At 64.6% G+C, this 11,849-nt stretch carries 14 protein-coding genes; 8 read left to right on the top strand and 6 right to left on the bottom strand.

The window, feature by feature from the left end; all coding sequences use genetic code 11:
* Positions 1–75 precede the first annotated feature (75 nt).
* The 3 genes from ABZ677_RS23280 (at position 76) to ABZ677_RS23270 (ending at position 1,851) form a co-directional block, all read left to right on the top strand.
* Entirely contained in the window at positions 76–687 is a 612-nt protein-coding gene (locus ABZ677_RS23280; protein ID WP_358373707.1) for a TetR family transcriptional regulator, read from the top strand.
* A gap of 476 nt (positions 688–1,163) precedes the next feature.
* The gene (locus tag ABZ677_RS23275; protein WP_141216999.1) at positions 1,164–1,583 is read left to right on the top strand and encodes a hypothetical protein; all 420 of its coding nucleotides are present in this window, start codon (positions 1,164–1,166) and stop codon (positions 1,581–1,583) included.
* A 133-nt stretch (positions 1,584–1,716) separates the two neighbouring features.
* Positions 1,717–1,851, top strand: coding sequence for a hypothetical protein (locus tag ABZ677_RS23270; RefSeq protein ID WP_255138846.1), 135 nt, complete (start codon positions 1,717–1,719; stop codon positions 1,849–1,851).
* Between the two features lie 115 nt (positions 1,852–1,966).
* Here ABZ677_RS23270 and ABZ677_RS23265 read toward each other — a convergent pair whose 3' ends face one another.
* The 4 genes from ABZ677_RS23265 to ABZ677_RS23250 form a co-directional block, all read right to left on the bottom strand.
* The gene (locus ABZ677_RS23265; protein WP_358373704.1) at positions 1,967–2,740 is read right to left on the bottom strand and encodes a limonene-1,2-epoxide hydrolase family protein; all 774 of its coding nucleotides are present in this window, start codon (positions 2,738–2,740) and stop codon (positions 1,967–1,969) included.
* Entirely contained in the window at positions 2,737–3,876 is a 1,140-nt protein-coding gene (locus tag ABZ677_RS23260) for a PDR/VanB family oxidoreductase (protein ID WP_358373701.1), read from the bottom strand. The genes ABZ677_RS23265 and ABZ677_RS23260 overlap by 4 nt, the downstream gene beginning before the upstream one ends.
* Entirely contained in the window at positions 3,873–4,778 is a 906-nt protein-coding gene (locus ABZ677_RS23255; RefSeq protein ID WP_358373698.1) for a metal-dependent hydrolase, read from the bottom strand. The genes ABZ677_RS23260 and ABZ677_RS23255 overlap by 4 nt, the downstream gene beginning before the upstream one ends.
* Positions 4,779–4,860: 82 nt before the next feature.
* Positions 4,861–5,514 carry a TetR/AcrR family transcriptional regulator gene (locus ABZ677_RS23250; protein WP_358373695.1) on the bottom strand — a complete coding sequence of 218 codons (654 nt, stop codon included), beginning with the start codon at positions 5,512–5,514 and terminating at the stop codon, positions 4,861–4,863.
* Between the two features lie 166 nt (positions 5,515–5,680).
* Here ABZ677_RS23250 and ABZ677_RS23245 point away from each other — a divergent pair, with 166 nt between their 5' ends.
* Positions 5,681–5,926 carry a hypothetical protein gene (locus ABZ677_RS23245; protein ID WP_037187347.1) on the top strand — a complete coding sequence of 82 codons (246 nt, stop codon included), beginning with the start codon at positions 5,681–5,683 and terminating at the stop codon, positions 5,924–5,926.
* Between the two features lie 52 nt (positions 5,927–5,978).
* Here ABZ677_RS23245 and ABZ677_RS23240 read toward each other — a convergent pair whose 3' ends face one another.
* Positions 5,979–6,563, bottom strand: coding sequence for a TetR/AcrR family transcriptional regulator (locus tag ABZ677_RS23240; protein ID WP_037187345.1), 585 nt, complete (start codon positions 6,561–6,563; stop codon positions 5,979–5,981).
* A gap of 111 nt (positions 6,564–6,674) precedes the next feature.
* Here ABZ677_RS23240 and ABZ677_RS23235 point away from each other — a divergent pair, with 111 nt between their 5' ends.
* From ABZ677_RS23235 to ABZ677_RS23220, 4 genes are read left to right on the top strand one after another with little or no spacing between them, the layout of a single operon-like run.
* On the top strand, positions 6,675–7,589 hold the full coding sequence (locus tag ABZ677_RS23235) for a metal-dependent hydrolase (RefSeq protein ID WP_358373691.1): 915 nt from the start codon (positions 6,675–6,677) through the stop codon (positions 7,587–7,589).
* On the top strand, positions 7,586–8,704 hold the full coding sequence (locus tag ABZ677_RS23230; protein ID WP_358373688.1) for a PDR/VanB family oxidoreductase: 1,119 nt from the start codon (positions 7,586–7,588) through the stop codon (positions 8,702–8,704). The genes ABZ677_RS23235 and ABZ677_RS23230 overlap by 4 nt, the downstream gene beginning before the upstream one ends.
* Positions 8,705–8,721: 17 nt before the next feature.
* Positions 8,722–10,251, top strand: a complete 1,530-nt coding sequence (locus ABZ677_RS23225; protein WP_358373685.1) for an NAD(P)/FAD-dependent oxidoreductase — start codon at positions 8,722–8,724, stop codon at positions 10,249–10,251.
* Positions 10,248–11,081 carry an SDR family NAD(P)-dependent oxidoreductase gene (locus ABZ677_RS23220; protein WP_358373682.1) on the top strand — a complete coding sequence of 278 codons (834 nt, stop codon included), beginning with the start codon at positions 10,248–10,250 and terminating at the stop codon, positions 11,079–11,081. Before ABZ677_RS23225 ends, ABZ677_RS23220 begins: the two co-directional genes overlap by 4 nt.
* 23 nt (positions 11,082–11,104) lie before the next feature.
* On the opposite strand, the gene ABZ677_RS23215 is transcribed toward ABZ677_RS23220, so the two are convergent.
* Positions 11,105–11,758 carry a TetR/AcrR family transcriptional regulator gene (locus ABZ677_RS23215; protein WP_358373679.1) on the bottom strand — a complete coding sequence of 218 codons (654 nt, stop codon included), beginning with the start codon at positions 11,756–11,758 and terminating at the stop codon, positions 11,105–11,107.
* Between the last annotated feature and the right edge of the window lie 91 nt (positions 11,759–11,849).

Below are 11,849 nucleotides of genomic sequence, written 5' to 3'. Positions count from 1 at the left end.
CAGGATTGGCCGAAATCGCCTGCTGAAGAGCACTGCGATGGGGGTATACGACCGCGCCCCGGCTACGTTGTATCGATGACCGAAGAGCGCCGAAAGACTCGATACGCACGTGGCCAGGAGCGCCGCGACGCGCTGGTCGACGCTGCCATCGGCGTGATCGGAACGCGTGGACTCGAACGTGTCTCGTTTCGGTCCGTGGCCGACGCCGCCGGCTTTCCGCCGTCGACCACCAGCTATTTCTTCGGCTCGGTCGGCGAACTCATCGATGCCGCGATCACTCGAATCGCCGAGAACGTGACAGCGAAAGTGACGGCTCTACTCGACGTCGCGCACACCGGCGGGCTCACTCGCGACGATCTCGCCGACGCGATCATGGACCTCGTCTCGCTGCTGTCCTCTCCCGAGGACGACGACTCCCTCGTCCAGTTCGAGGCATACCTCGCCGTGCGTAGACGACCCGAGCTGGCGGATTCGGTGCACCGAATCATGTGGATGATCGAGGAGGCAGCCGAGGCGGCTCTGGGGGCATTCGGTATCGCGGAACCACATCTACCGGCTCGGCATTTCCTGGCCCTGATCGACGGCTACACCCTGCACGAGATCGCCAGACCGACACCGGGTGGCAATCGAACGGCGTTGCGTGACGCACTGTTTCGGGTTCTCGACTCGTACGATCGGGCACCCTGAATCCAGTCCGCGTTGCTACGGATGATTGTCGACCACCAAAATCGCGACACGCTCGTCTACCCACGACATAAACCAGCTATGCCTGAGCTATCGACAGCTTCGACATGATCCCGGTACCTGAATCCAGCACGGAACACCCGACGGCACGACGGTCCCGGCATGGAGAGCGGCCCCGTGCCCATTCCGTGACCATGACCTCCATCACATCCGCGTTCCACGACGTTTGCGCAGGTGAGCAGACCGATCGGCCCGCGTCGATGACGGTCGAACAGCCTCCCGTCCTACGCCGCGATGCGGGCGGGCATCCACGGCGTCGAGGCGGACGCGCGAATGGTGATGTAACGTCCGGTCACACCAGCATCAGTTACTATTTAGCTAACTACTTGGAGCCGGAGGGGACATCAGCGCTATCGATGTCCCGGTTTCACCTCACCGGCCTCCAACCTCCCATTCACGTACTCAGTCAGGAGAATCCCATGACCGATACCCACCGCGTCACCGCAAGCTCCGTCGCCTTCCGCCGCTTCCGGCCGGTTGCAGCCGGTGCCGTGATCGCAGCAGCCACGATCGCAGGAGTCGGTGCGCTCGGGGCCGGCACCGCCGGGGCGGCGACACCGATCGTCGACACCGACGCGGGTTTTGCAGGAATCGTGCTCGACCGCGCCGAAACCCGACTCGCCGCCGAGACCAATGCCGGTGTGTTGATCAACCTCGCGCTCGGCGATTCCTGGACGGTCACCCTCCCCGACGATTCGATCTGGTACACCGGCGGATGGACACCGGTCACCGGAGATCAACTCTTCGACGAAGCCGCCGCCCGAAACGGTCAGGTCGCCCTCTACCTCACCGACCCCGCTCAGTATCAGAACCTGCTGTGGGTGATCTCCGGCTGGTGAACGCCGGACCGCGCAGACACTGCCGCCCAACAGAACCCGGCGCTGCACCCCGTCGTCGACGCCTCGCCGGTCGAACAGTCGGATTCGGTGCGTGCCCGCCGCGTTCATAGGTACTTCGGAAAGAGACAAATCCATGTACACCGTGCTCGTACCCGGCTTCATCGTGTCCGTGACCGTGCTCGCCCTTGCCATCCCCGCACTCATCGTTGTCGAGACACTCGACGCCATCGCGACCTGCCGACGCAGTGCACCCGCGCCGGCACGGTGAGTTTCCACGGCTCTCGGCTCGGGCCACGCGGCGCGGGTCACCGCATCACCGTGGACGGTGAACATCGCTGCGCCCCCGCAGAACAGCGTTCGTTCCGTTCTCGACAGCTTTGTCCCTACCGATACGAGTCGCTGCCTTTCCGAATCGACTCGTCTTTCGAATTGCTCTGAATCACAGCAGCATTCGGAGATTCTGTCGATCTCGATTCCGGACCGGACAGCACCCGGACGGGGTCGGGTAGCGGGTCGTTCGCCGGTCGATATCCCCAAGTTCGGAATCGGGTATCCGCGCAACCAGGACAGTAGTACTCGTCCGATTCGACCGACCATCCAGTCGGCGTTCCGTCGGCGGTGCCGTCCCCGACGAGTCGAGCATCACCTTCGGTCGTACGACCGCAACCGTCGCAGTCGACCTTCGTCGTCGACGACATCGGTGGGACCGTACCGACGGGACCGCGCGGAGAGTCGGTGCAGTACCGCCTGCCGAGTGTGACTCCACGGACCAGTTGCCCGTACCGGAATCGGTCGTCCCAGATCTTCAATCGATCGTGATCGAATGTGTAGTGGCCGTCCACGTCGAGGTGCAGGGAAAGCCATCCGATGCGGATGATCTCTGTCCGTCGAGAAGACACTGTGTCGCCGATGGTCGTCATGGTGGGCAGTTCGGTGACCTCGTAGCCGGTGACGAGTCGGGACACGGCGGTGAGGACTCGTTCGACTCGCCTGCTGCCACGGACCGCGGGTAGGCCGGTGTTGCGCCATTCGATGTCGGGATGCACGAGTTCGCGCACGGCGTCGGCGTTCATGTCCTGCAGGGCACACAGCAGGTCGACGACGTGTGTTTCGAGTGTCGGGTGGGCGAGGTGTTTCGGCGGTCGCGAGTCGGTCATGTGGTGACCGTCAGGTCGGGGCTGTGGGCGCGTGAGACGCACAGCAGCATCGTGCCGGCGTCGCGTTCTTCCTGGGTCAGGAGGTTGTCGCGATGATCGATTTCGCCGTCGCTGACGTGGACCGCGCAGGTTCCACAGAATCCCTGGCGGCACGAGTAGGGAGTTCTCGGGTCCACGCCGAGTACGGCGTCGAGGGCCGTTCGGTCGGCGGCGACGTCGACGATCCGGCCGGTGCGGGCCAGTCGGATGCGAAAGGGTCGGCCGTCGACGACCGGTGCGGCGGAGAATCGTTCGGCGTGGAGTTCCACCCCTGGTTCGCTGCGGACTCGTGCGGCGATCAGGTCCATCATCGGGACCGGTCCGCAGCAGTAGATCGCGTCCCCGCTGCGCACGTTCGGGGGTAGAAGATCGTCGGCCGTGGGTAGTGCACCGCATTCGTCGTCCGTGCGGATGGTGACCCGATCACCGAACCGCGTCAGTTCGTCGAGGAACGGCAGCGTGCGTCGTTCGCGGCCGACGTACACCAACGTCCAGTTCAGCCCTGTCCGTTCGGCTTCTCGAACCATGGGCAGGATCGGGGTGATACCGATGCCGCCCGCAACGAAATGAACACGCTCGACGTGCGTGCTCCGCCCGGGTTCGACGAACCCGAATGCGTTACGAGGACCACGCACGCCGACCAACGCCCCTACGGGCAGATCGTCGTGCACCTCGTTCGAGCCCCCGGTGCCGTCGGGGATCCGGCGCACAGCAATCCGGTAGCAGCGTCGATCCGCAGGGTCGCCGCACAGCGAGTACTGGCGTATCCGGCCCGAGGGCAGATGCAGGTCGATGTGAGCTCCGGGATACCACCGTGCGAGGTCGCTCCAGTCCGGCGCACGCAACTCGAGGCCGACCACGTCGCTGTCGCCGGCCACCGTCGTGCGCACAGTCACGACGAGACGGGTCTTGTACTCGTCGATCGGGTTGTCTCGGCGGCCGTCGCCGTGCAGCGTGACCAGCCACCTCACCCGCGCCGATATCGCTGCTTCCAGAATGCGGAGTATCGAGTCGGGACGCGTGCCACCACGCAGGCCGACCGGAATCTCGCCGGGGGCCGGCCATCTGCGTGACCGGCCGGCGGCGGGTGCGTTCATGCGTGCACCTTCTTGGCTGCAGGCGATTGCGCCAGGTAGGCCAGGGCCTGAGCGGTGGACCCCACGCTGTCGGGGTGGAACCCGGGCACGAACGTCGACATACCGCTCCACAGCCACTTCGACAGGGCAGGTAGCAAGCCCCGTCGTGTGGCGCTGACGATTCCGATGATCAGTCGCGGGTAGCCGATGTTCGGTGTGTTGGGGTCGTTGCGGCTCAGATACATCGCAGCCCGAATCAACCACGCGATGAAGATCGGCCAGGTGATGATCATCGATACCGATCGGCGGACGTATCCGACGCCGAAATAGGCGGCGACCTCGTGTGCGACGGCGCGATGCTCGACCTCCTCGGCACCGTGCCACCGGTAGAGATCGAGCATTTGCGGGTCCGCCCCGAACGATTCCAGGTCCGCGTTCATCGCCCAATGGCCCATGAATGCGAACATGTGCTCCGCCGAAGCAGAGATTCCGAGTCGTTCGATCAGACGCTGCCTGATCGCTCGTGAATCGGTGCTCTCGCCCACTCCCAGAGTCCGACGGAAGAAATACTGCATCTGGTCGCTGAACGGCGCGGGGTCGACACCGTGCCGAGTGAACACCTGGTTCATGACGTCTTCGTGGGCCTGCGCATGCAACAACTCCTGCCCCATGAAACCGAGCATGTCCTCACGTAGCTTCTCGTCGTGAACGTCGGGAAGAGCCTGCTCGAAGGCCTGGATCATCATTCGCTCCCCCTCGGGGATGACCAGATTCAACGAGTTGAGCAGGTACGAGGCGATCGGCTCGTTCGGCAGCCAGACCATGGGTGCCCGAGCCCAGTCGAAGTCGACTCGCCTGGGCCGGATTGCAACCCGGCCAAGAGCCGTACTCCTACGTTTCACCAGCGCGTTCAGCACTCCCATGATCCACTCTCACATTCATAAGTACGTCAACGTTCTTATGAGTGAGAATGCTGGTCGACCCGGGTCTTGTCAAACACAGCACCTACGAGCGGTCGGTCGGCAGATCGAGCACGCGCTCGAGAAACGAGACGATCGGGGCGTGCAGGCTCGTGTACGACTCCGGCGCACCGGAGGACACATGGCGGTAGAACAACTCGTAGCACCCACCGATCGCCGCGAGGAACACCCCACGACTCGGGGCCTGCGACGCGTGCTGATAGTCGCCACGCAGAGCGTCTGCGAGCAGTTCGACGTACTCGTTACGTTTGGCGACCCCGGCCGGTCCAGCAGCAGGAAGGTCGAGCACCCAGGCTCGAACGAATTCGGGCTCGGCCGAGCATTTTTCGAGATACTGCCCGACGACCGCCGACAGTTGTTCGCGCGGCGACAGGTTGGATGTCGAGCCTTGCGCGGTGGCGATCGTGGCGAGGATCGACTCGATGCCTGCATCGATCGCAGCGATCAGGCATGCTTCCTTGCTCTCGAACTGCTTGTAGAACGCTTGCCGGGACACCCTCGCGCGTCCGACGATATCGGCGACCGTGGTCGAGCCGATCCCCTTGTCGGCCGTCGACGAGATCGCGGCGCGCAGAATGCGCTTACGTTGCGCGTCGAGAACTTCGTCGGCCGCGAGAGAACCGCGGCCACGAGGCAGCCCGGGGAGGTCGCGATCGAACGAGCCGGCCAGCGTGGGCATACCCACACCGTAACGCGCCCGAGGTGCTCGATCCTGTTCGATGCGTCCGCCTCGAGGGTGCGCGCGGGAGCGGACCGCTGCCCCGCAGGTGTCGGCGGTCGACAGTCGACTCGATGTTCGGCGGCGTCGACCCGCTTGCGCGGGTGCTGTCTGATTCAATACCGACATGACTGCAACACGAAGTAACACACAAATCAGTCACAAAGTTGGTGACACAGTCCGAATTCGACGCGACGCCGGTATCAGCGAAGGAAAGCTCGTCGAGGACTTCGCGGACTCACTGATGTCCGATGCGGATCTCGGGCGAGATTGGGCGCAACCACGCCGGTGGGCTGTCGCACTCGCTACGGGTGTGCTCGTATTCGTGGACGACAGCGATCTTCTCGAGGGCGACGCCGTCGATACACCGTGACATGGATGGCCGCGAATGAGCCGGAAGGTGCTCTGGGTGACTTCGCGTCGAATCAGGAGCCGCGGTGGCTATCGCCCACGAGCAACGGCACGATGTTGCGGTGCGCGAACGCGAGCAGATCGTCGTAGGTATCGAGCGGAGCGGCGGCCGACGGCGTCAGCAGGATCGAATGAACCACGCGCACAACAATTTCCGGCGCATCCGGTACGGCAAAGGTGTCGGATTCCAGTTCACCCCTTGCGATGTGCGCGGCAGCGTTGATCGCGGGCGCGAGCAAGGCCGATGCATTCGTGGTCAATTGCTCGAGCACCAACGAACTCTCGGAATCGAACATCTTCAGCAGCACGGGGTTCGTCCGCACCGAGTCGATGGTCGTCGCGAATCCGTGCGCGGCCCGATCGGCTCGTGACGCCTGCTGCGAGGCAGCTGCCGCCACCGCCACGAACAGTCGCGACGACTCCCGCGCCATGACGGCCCGCACCAGGTCGTCCTTGGACCCGATCCGACGATAGACGGTCACTCGATTGATTCTGGCGCGCTTGGCGACGTCACCGATGGTGGTTCGAGGGATTCCGACCTCACCGAACAGCTCCAAGGCTGCATCGAGAATCGGCCCGTCGTCACCATCTGGATGCATCGTTCGATCCTATCGGTCGTCCGGCCAGCGTCATGCAACATTGCAACACAAGTTGTTGCTATGTAGCATCCGTGTCAGCAGCATCACCATCTCGGAGAAACGGAGTTGCGAATGTCTCGGAACAAGGCGGTCGACTCGAACGAGCAGTACACGGACGAGTCCTACGCGATAGTGGCGCGTGCGGTGACATTCGACTGGTCCGGCGTTCCACTCCAGTACATCCCCCACGAGTGGTACGCCACCCACTTCTGGAACGTGATGCACCTGGTCCTGCCCGAGGGAGAACGAGCGATGGCGGACGTGTTCGCCCAGGCGCTGCCGTTCATCGACGACCGTCGACTGCACGAGGAGGTCGTGGGATTCGTGGGCCAGGAAGCAACGCACGCGTCCTCCCACGAGAGCTTCCGCAACTACCTCGTCGCACACGGAGTGGACATCGAACCGATCCTGCAGCGCATTCGCTTCGCCGTGGGTGTGGTGTTCGGCGACCACGGCCTCACCGGCCGCGCCGGCAAAGCCTGGCTGAACGAACGCCTCGGAATCTACGCTGCAGCAGAGCATTTCACCGCCGTGGTAGGCGAGTGGCTGCTCGACAACACCGAATTCGACCGCATCGGCGTCGACCCCACGATGCTGGATCTGCTGCGCTGGCACGGCGCGGAAGAGCTCGAGCACCGCAACGTGGCATTCGACGCGTTCCAATACGTCGACGGTGGCGGATTCCGCCGTGCCCGAACGGCAGTCGTCGCCAGTGCCGGATTGGCCGTGCTGTGGTTCAGCACCGCCGCGTACCTCTACAAGAACTCGGTTGCCACGCCGCGCACCGGACGACGCCGAATGCGCACCCCTTGGCCCCTCGCCTTCGCACGCGCGTCACGCAAGAATCTCATTCCCGGTCTGTCGTTCCTGTTCGTACAGCTCGCCCTCTACATCCGTCCGGGCTTCCACCCCTCGAAGATGGGCGACATCGACAAAGCAGTGCAGTACCTCGCCATCTCCCCCGCAGCCCTGGCGGCCCAGCAATGACAGACACGACCGTGGTGACCACTCCCACCCACAGTCATCTGGGCGAGGTCACCGTGACCGCGCCCGGACTCGGACTGCGGGCCGTCGGTGCCGCGTCCCGCATCTACGCCAAACTCGTCACCGATTCGTCGATCGTGACGGCCCTGTCCCCCGCGCGGCCCCGCCGAAGCGTCGGATACGAATTCGAGACCGTCGTCGACGACACGATCGACGAGGCCGAGGACGTTCTCTCACTGTTGTTGTCTCGCAGTGACGGTGCACCGCTTCCGACGTGGCTGCCCGGAGCGCACATCGACGTCACCACCCCGTCCGGCTCGGTGCGGCAGTACTCGCTCGCCGGTCGCCCCGGCGCAGGTGATCGCTACCGCATCAGCGTCCGCAAGATCCCCGGCGGCACGGCGTCCACCGAGATTCACACCCTCACCCGCGGCGATATCCTACGAGTTCGCGGACCCCGCAACGCCTTTCCGATGGCCGAGGCCGAGCACTACCTCTTCGTGGCAGCCGGAATCGGCATCACACCCATCCGGGCGATGATCGAACGCGCCGTTCAGGACGGGGCGCGGTGGACGCTGTACTACCACGGTCGGTCTCGGGCAAGTCTGCCGTTCGTCGCCGTGCTGCAGCAGTTGGCACTGACCTCGCGTGGCCAGGTGATCGTCAAGACCGACGATGTCGACGGATTTCCGATTCCGGCGGACATCGTCGATCTCGGGATGGGCAACTCCGCGATGTACGTCTGTGGGCCCGCGGCACTGTCGAGCAGGCTTCGCGCCGAGGCCCTCTCGAGTACCGCCGTTCGTGAGTTCCACGCCGAATTGTTCGCGCCCGCACCGGTGGTCGACGGCACGCCGTTCGTGTTGCGGCTCGACCGTTCCGGCGAGACCGTCGAGGTCGGTGCCCAGGAGACCGCTCTCGACGCCCTCCGTCGGTCGAGGCCGGACCAGCCCTATTCCTGCCGCCAGGGCTTCTGCGGAGCGTGCGTGGTCGGTCTCGTCGGCGGACGCGTCGATCACCGCGACCGCGTTCTCGATGCCTCCGAACGCGAGAAGTCGCTCACCCTGTGCGTCTCGCGTGGTGCCGTCGACGGCGAAGTCGTCGTCCTCGATCTGTAGAAGGAGCTCGAACTCTCATGACCGCAACACAATCCGGCACGGCAATCCAGCAGATCGACGTCGCTATCATCGGCGCGGGTTTCGGCGGTCTCGGTGCCGCAATCCGACTCGAGCAGGAAGGACGCGGCGACTTTCTGATCTTCGAGCGAGACACCGCCGTCGGTGGAACGTGGCACGTGAACACCTATCCCGGTGCGCAGTGCGACATCCCGTCCGCCCTGTACTCGTTCTCGTTCGCACCCAACCCGGACTGGACGCGGTTGTACCCGCTGCAGCCCGAGATCGAGGCGTACCTCAACGACTGCACCGACAAGTTCGGAATCCGGGATCGTATCCGCTTCGGGCACGAGGTACTGGACGCAACCTGGAACGACGAGCAGGCCCGATGGGTGGTGCGGACAAGTGCAGGAACGTGGTCGGCGCGCATCCTCATCGGAGCTCTCGGTCCGTTCAGCGAGCCTGCCACGCCCGAGATCGACGGCCTGGAATCGTTCTCGGGCAGTGTGTTCCACTCGGCGAAGTGGAACCACGAGCACTCCGCCGAGGGGCGACGCATCGCCGTCATCGGCACCGGAGCATCTGCGGTGCAGTTCGTTCCGCGTCTGGCCCCCGAGGCCGCACACCTGACGCTGTTCCAGCGGACACCGACATGGATTCTTCCGCACCCCGACCGGCCGATCTCCGAATCCGGCAGATCCGTGCTCAGGAAGTACCCCCTGGCCCAGCGGGCCATGCGCCGCGTGTTCGATCTGTTCCAGGAAGCGTTGGTACCCGGACTCATCGGCCATCGCTCGTTGCTGGCACCGCTCACGGCCATGGGGCGTGCCCACCTGCGTCGCCAGGTAAAGGATCCGGTTCTTCGCGAGAAGCTTACGCCTGGTTACGAATTCGGTTGCAAGCGACCTACCTTCTCGAACAAGTTCTATCCCGCACTGTGCCGAGAGAACGTCACCGTGGAGACCACCGGCATCGCTCGGATCGTGCCCGAGGGCATCGTCACCACCGACGGGACCGTGCACGAGGTGGACGCGATCGTCCTCGGGACGGGATTCACCGTCTCCGGCCACACCGGCTTCAGGCGCATCGTCGGCCGCGACGGAAAGTCGTTGGCGGACAGGTGGCCCGACGGCGAGATGTCGTCGTACCGGGGTACCACGGTGCACGGCTTCCCGAACTTCTTCATGCTGCTCGGCCCCAACTCGGTGGTGTACACCTCACAGGTGGTCACCATCGAGGCGCAGGTGAACTACATTCTCGCGGCGTTGCGCGCCATGGACTCCAACGCGATCACCGCGCTCGAGGTGAGCATGCGTGCGCAGTCGACGTTCGCCGAACACACCGACCGCAAGCTTGCGGGTTCGGTGTGGAACTCGGGCGGGTGCAAAAGCTACTACCTGAGCCCGTCGGGCCGAAACGTGACGTACTGGCCCGGTTCGGTGCGTGACTTCACTCAGCGGATGGCCACGATCGAACTCGGCCACTACCACTGGCGCAGTGCAGATGTGCGTCCCGATACCGAACTCGTGACGTCCGAGGACCTCGCATGAAGAACCGTATGGAACTGGCCGGAAAAGTGGCGTTGGTGACCGGTGGAGCGCGTGGAATCGGAGCCGCAACGGTCGCGGAATTGGTATCCGCCAGAGCCTCGGTGGCAGTGGTGGATCGAGATTTTCCGCCGGACGCCGCGAGTTCCGAACGGATCCTGCTGCTCACCGGCGACGTCACCGATCCCGACGCGATGGCAGACTGCGTCGCCGCGACGGTGAGCACGTTGGGCGGTCTCGACATCGTGATCGCCAACGCGGGCATCACGCCACCGCCCGCCACCATCAGGACCGTCGACCGCGCGGTCTTCGACTCGGTGATGGCCGTGAACTTCGGCGGTGTGCTCAACATCGTGCGGGCTGCGGCCGACGAGATCGTCGCGAGCGGTGGCCACATTCTGCTGGTGTCGTCGTGCGCGGCCTTCACTCCCGGCATGGGCGGGTCTGCCTACATGGTGAGCAAGGCGGCGGTCGAACAGCTCGGCCGCGCGCTGAGAATCGAACTCGCCGCCGTGGGCGCAACGGCGGGTCTCGCGTACTTCGGTGTGGTGGATACCGATCTGGCCCGCAACACCCTCGACAGCGATCCGATGGGCCGGCGGATCGGCGGATTCCTGCCGTGGCCGCTGAACCGGCGTCTGCCCTCGCAGCGCGCCGCGGAGTTGCTCGTGCACTCGGTCCGCACGCGTCGGGCCCGCCTCATCGCGCCGTCCACCTGGACGCCGTACTTCTGGTTCCGCGGAGTTCTCAACCCGATTCTGGAACGCAGACTCGTGAAGGACCGCGCGATCGCCGAGATCATCCGGGATCTGGAGAAGACACACGCCCGCTGAGTCTCGCCTGCCTGCGCTGACTGCTAGTCGCTGTCGCCGTCCACGCTCGGTACGTCACTCATGGGCGGTAGCGATCGCGCGCACAGGTCCTGTGCATCGGTGTCGGATACTCCGAGGGCGAGCAGAACGCCGTAGGCCATCCGGTCGACGGACTCGACGTCGCTGCGCTCGGGCTGCTCGAGCAGTAGCTGCCCCATGCCCAGCAGTGCGCCCGCGACCAACGCCAGCGACAGCTGGATGTCCGGGACTTGGAAGTAACCGGCAACGACTCCGGCCTCGATGTCTCGCGCGGCGCGCGGGCCGAGTCCGTGTTGTGAGGTGATCAGTTCCGGACCGGAATGGATGAGCACGCGGCTCAGTTCCGGCTGCAGCCGGAACAGCCGGCCTGCGATTCGGAAGGACCGGGTGAAGGCTTCCGCCGGGTCGGCCGAGCTGTCGGTCAGCGAATCGAGATAGGTGCCCAGCAGTTCCAGGGCACCGTCGACTGCGGCCTGGAACAGCTGCTCGCGGCTGACGAAGTGGTTGTAGAAGGACCCCATCCCGACGTCGGCAGCCTGGGTGATCTCCGCGATCGGAGCATTCAGTTCGCCGCGGGCGATGAATCCTTGCGCAGCCGCGATCAGCGCGCCGCGCGTGCGCGCTTTACGCCGCTCTAGCCGATTCGGGGTCTCTGTCATGTTCCCTACTTCTGTCTGCGCTGGTCGACGCCCTGACCCTTCCTCACCGCTGACGAATTTGTCAATACTATTGACTGACGACACACTCATA

This window comes from Rhodococcus sp. NPDC006774, from assembly GCF_040636045.1.
Classification (GTDB): domain Bacteria; phylum Actinomycetota; class Actinomycetes; order Mycobacteriales; family Mycobacteriaceae; genus Rhodococcoides.
This window is presented reverse-complemented; position numbering and strand designations above follow the sequence as displayed.

Bases quoted from the DNA above. Each gene is read 5' to 3' on its own strand.
- ABZ677_RS23235 (WP_358373691.1), top strand. From the start codon at position 6,675: ATGTCTCGGAACAAGGCGGTCGACTCGAACGAGCAGTACACGGACGAG.
- ABZ677_RS23280 (WP_358373707.1), top strand. From the start codon at position 76: ATGACCGAAGAGCGCCGAAAGACTCGATACGCACGTGGCCAGGAGCGC.
- ABZ677_RS23240 (WP_037187345.1), bottom strand. From the start codon at position 6,563: ATGCATCCAGATGGTGACGACGGGCCGATTCTCGATGCAGCCTTGGAG.
- ABZ677_RS23265 (WP_358373704.1), bottom strand. From the start codon at position 2,740: ATGACCGACTCGCGACCGCCGAAACACCTCGCCCACCCGACACTCGAA.
- ABZ677_RS23225 (WP_358373685.1), top strand. From the start codon at position 8,722: ATGACCGCAACACAATCCGGCACGGCAATCCAGCAGATCGACGTCGCT.
- ABZ677_RS23230 (WP_358373688.1), top strand. From the start codon at position 7,586: ATGACAGACACGACCGTGGTGACCACTCCCACCCACAGTCATCTGGGC.
- ABZ677_RS23275 (WP_141216999.1), top strand. From the start codon at position 1,164: ATGACCGATACCCACCGCGTCACCGCAAGCTCCGTCGCCTTCCGCCGC.
- ABZ677_RS23215 (WP_358373679.1), bottom strand. From the start codon at position 11,758: ATGACAGAGACCCCGAATCGGCTAGAGCGGCGTAAAGCGCGCACGCGC.
- ABZ677_RS23255 (WP_358373698.1), bottom strand. From the start codon at position 4,778: ATGGGAGTGCTGAACGCGCTGGTGAAACGTAGGAGTACGGCTCTTGGC.
- ABZ677_RS23270 (WP_255138846.1), top strand. From the start codon at position 1,717: ATGTACACCGTGCTCGTACCCGGCTTCATCGTGTCCGTGACCGTGCTC.
- ABZ677_RS23260 (WP_358373701.1), bottom strand. From the start codon at position 3,876: ATGAACGCACCCGCCGCCGGCCGGTCACGCAGATGGCCGGCCCCCGGC.
- ABZ677_RS23220 (WP_358373682.1), top strand. From the start codon at position 10,248: ATGAAGAACCGTATGGAACTGGCCGGAAAAGTGGCGTTGGTGACCGGT.
- ABZ677_RS23250 (WP_358373695.1), bottom strand. From the start codon at position 5,514: ATGCCCACGCTGGCCGGCTCGTTCGATCGCGACCTCCCCGGGCTGCCT.
- ABZ677_RS23245 (WP_037187347.1), top strand. From the start codon at position 5,681: ATGACTGCAACACGAAGTAACACACAAATCAGTCACAAAGTTGGTGAC.